General features: G+C 64.9%; 3 protein-coding genes and 1 pseudogene. 3 read left to right on the top strand and 1 reads right to left on the bottom strand.

Going from position 1 to position 3057, the window contains the following annotated elements:
• Nucleotides 1-206 (bottom strand): transposase (locus ACRCSW_RS07930; protein ID WP_438704028.1); only part of this gene is annotated, 206 nt, incomplete at its 3' end.
• 63 nt (nucleotides 207-269) lie between these two features.
• On the opposite strand from ACRCSW_RS07930, the pseudogene ACRCSW_RS07925 reads away from it, so the two are divergent.
• From ACRCSW_RS07925 to ACRCSW_RS07915, 3 genes and pseudogenes are all read left to right on the top strand, one after another.
• Nucleotides 270-981 (top strand): annotated as a pseudogene (locus tag ACRCSW_RS07925) (IS481 family transposase); the annotation flags it as partial.
• A gap of 172 nt (nucleotides 982-1153) precedes the next feature.
• Nucleotides 1154-2353, top strand: coding sequence for a hypothetical protein (locus tag ACRCSW_RS07920; RefSeq protein WP_438704027.1), 1200 nt, complete (start codon nucleotides 1154-1156; stop codon nucleotides 2351-2353).
• Nucleotides 2350-3057 (top strand): hypothetical protein (locus ACRCSW_RS07915; protein ID WP_438704025.1); only part of this gene is annotated, 708 nt, incomplete at its 3' end. The genes ACRCSW_RS07920 and ACRCSW_RS07915, both read left to right, overlap by 4 nt.

Here is a 3057-nt window from a genome sequence, read left to right as displayed (position 1 = left end):
AGCTCCCGCTTCAGCCGCCGGTTCTCGGCCTCGTGGTCAATGCCGCCCACCTTCGGCGCAGGCTCGGCGAACAGCCTGAGCCACTTGTAAAGCGAGTGCGAACTCACCCCGAGGCGCTGCGAAACTTCCCGAACAGGATACCCACGCACCCGGATCTGCTGCACCGCATCACGCTTGAACCCGTCGCTGTAGTTACTCGTCCCCATCTCGGCCCCCGCGCCTCAAAGCTAGGGGGCAAACCGTCTACAAATCTAGAGGCACATCAGACCGGGCCGAAGGAACCGCGCTCATCCGTGCTGACCGAGGCCGAGGAGGCGATGATCGTGGCATTCCGTCGCCATACGCTGCTGCCGCTCGATGACGGCCTCTATGTCCTGCAGCCCTCGATCCCGCACCTGACGCGCTCTTCGCTGCACCGCTGTCTGCAGCGCCATGACATCTCGCGCCTACCGGACGTGGAGGGGGACAAGCCGAAGCGCCAGCGGTTCAAGCGCGACCCCATGGCCCTCGCCATTGCGCTTGAACCAATGGCGCACCAATGGCGCGATCCACATCGACATCGCCGAGGTGCCGACGGCAGAAGGCAAGCTCCATCTCTTTGTCGCCATCGACCGGACCAGCAAGTTTGCCGTTGCCCAGCTCGTTGAAAAGGCTGCCAGACGCATGGCCTGGGAGTTTCTGGAGCGTGTGCTGGAGGCCGTGCCCTATCAGGGTCACACCATTCTCAGCGACAACGTCCTATGTCGGGCACGTTCTGCGGCTTGAGGCATCAGATCACGGGGCATCCGAGCGGCCGGATGCCCGTTCAATGGTTGCCCAGGCGGGCTCCGCCGTCAAGAAGTGGTCTCTTCCATAGCAAATACAGGGTCGGTCTGGATGCCGCCCTCACCGTCCTACGAATACATCTGCAAAATCTGGACATCCGAGACAGATCGATTCATCCTAAACCCGATCCACCAGATGCTGGGACTGAATAACTAAAGCTTCCATATCCAAATGCCGTCAGAACGCGGCAAGCAAACGACAGACCCGATGATGACGCCATCGGCAGTAACACAGGGTCAGGGCGGCTGACGGGCCGCATGCCTTGCTTTTGCCACTTCGGGGCGATCATATAGACCGAAGGCGGGGATGCGGAGAGTGGCCAGTCGCGATGCAGGAGGAGTTGACCGAAACCGGCATGACCGTGCCCGAATTTCTGCCCTATCATCGCCAGTTGGCCGACCTTTTGTCGCGGCACGAAGATGGCATCTGGGCCTGGTTCGCCTCGGACAAGCTGACGGCGCAGGCGTTCGACGAGCAGCGGCTCTATCTCCTGAAATCCTCGATCCGGCTGGATGAGGACACCCACCCCGCGATCTATGCGGTCGCGCGTGAGGTCGCGGCGCGCCTGGGCATCGATGCCCCGGTCGTGCTGCACCAGGGCATGGGGGGCAACCGCAACGCGGCACTGGTCTACCTGCCCGACGAGTTGAACATTCGCTTTGACGGCGACATTCTGGCCCTGCTTGACCCGCTGGAGACCCGGTGCCTGCTGGCGCACGAAATGGCGCATTTCCTGCACCAGACCCGCGAGGGCCAGCGCCATTTCCTGACCGACCGGATGCTGCGCTGGATCTGTGGCGAGCCGGGTGCGCATCTGGCGCATGCCCGCAGCCTGTGGCTGTCGCGGCTGTATCAGGAAATCTTTGCCGACCGCGTCGCGCTGGCGGTCAGCGGATCACGCGATGCGACGATCGCCACCCTCATCAAGGCGACGACCGGCCTGCAGCAGTTTTCGGTCGACGATTACGTCGTCCAGGCGCACAAGGCGGTGGCCCTGAACGACGACGCCGGGTCAGACGGGTCGTCGCACCCGGAAACCTTTATCCGCGCCATCGCGCTGGACGCCTGGGCAAACGACCGGGCAGCGGCGGATGCCCGGCTTGCCCCGCTGATCGAGGGCAAATGGCGGCTGGATCAGCTGGACCTCTTGGCCCAGGCCGCGCTGTCGGACCTGACGCTGAAGCTGATCGGGGCATTTCTGGCCCCAGAGTGGGGCGGCAGCGAAACGCTTGAGGCGCATGCCCGCAGCTTTGACCCGCGGTTCGAACGTCCCATGCAGTCGGACACCGCCGGTCTTGCGGACATCGCCGACATGGGCGACAGCCTGAAATCCTACTTTGCCCAGGTCATCGCCGATTTCGCGACGGTCGATGCCGATCTCGAGGATGTGCCGCTGCTGGCGGCGCTCGCCTTTTCGGCCCGCTGGGGATTTGCCGAGGCGTTCGATGCGGTGGCCAATACCGACCTTGGCCTGACGAAGAAAAAGCTGGCCGACCTGCGCGCGGCTGCAGCCGGGGCAGGCACATGACCGACAGCGTCGCCGCGCCCAAGCAAAGCCTGTTCGACCTTCTGGCCGGGTTCAACGCCGCGCCGTCGATCGGCAGCGAAGATGTTCTGGCCGCCATCCTGCCGCTTTTGGTGCAGGCGCTGCAGACCCATGCCGGCGGAAGGGTCGCGCCGCTTGCCCCGCCCGACGCGGTGCATGCCGACCATGGCCACCTGTGGTACCACGAGGGCGCCGCCCTTGCCCCGCGCGCCAATGGCGATGTGGTCGCCCGCCGCCGCGCCGACCGGGTGTCCGGGATCAAGATCATCGAGGAACTGCGGGTCGAGTCCGACGATGTTGCCGGCCAGTCGGTGACCGACGTTCTGGTCACCGACACGGCGGACGGCACGCCGCGCTATCTGACCGGCTACCGATCGTGGGAGGTTGAGGCGGGGCACCACGATCCCTTGACCGACATCTTCAGCCTGGGGATGCTGATCGGCTCGCTGGCCACGGGCCTTGACTTTCGCGTGCCGAAGTCGCTGGAGACCTTTGTCCGCCACCGCGCCGACCTGACCCGGCTGAACAGCCGCCTGCATCCGGTGATCTGCCGGGTGATCGAGCGGATGACCGCGCTTGAGCGTCACGACCGGGCGCAGGACCTGGCGCTTCTGATCACCACCCTGGAAAACCACCGGGCGATCGACACCGGCCTGGTCGAGGGCACCCTCCCGCGCCCCGGCAAG

This window comes from Tabrizicola sp. (assembly GCF_051645465.1).
Taxonomy (GTDB): domain Bacteria; phylum Pseudomonadota; class Alphaproteobacteria; order Rhodobacterales; family Rhodobacteraceae; genus Tabrizicola.
The sequence above is the reverse complement of the archived record's forward strand: the minus strand, read 5'-3'. Positions and strand labels throughout refer to the sequence as shown.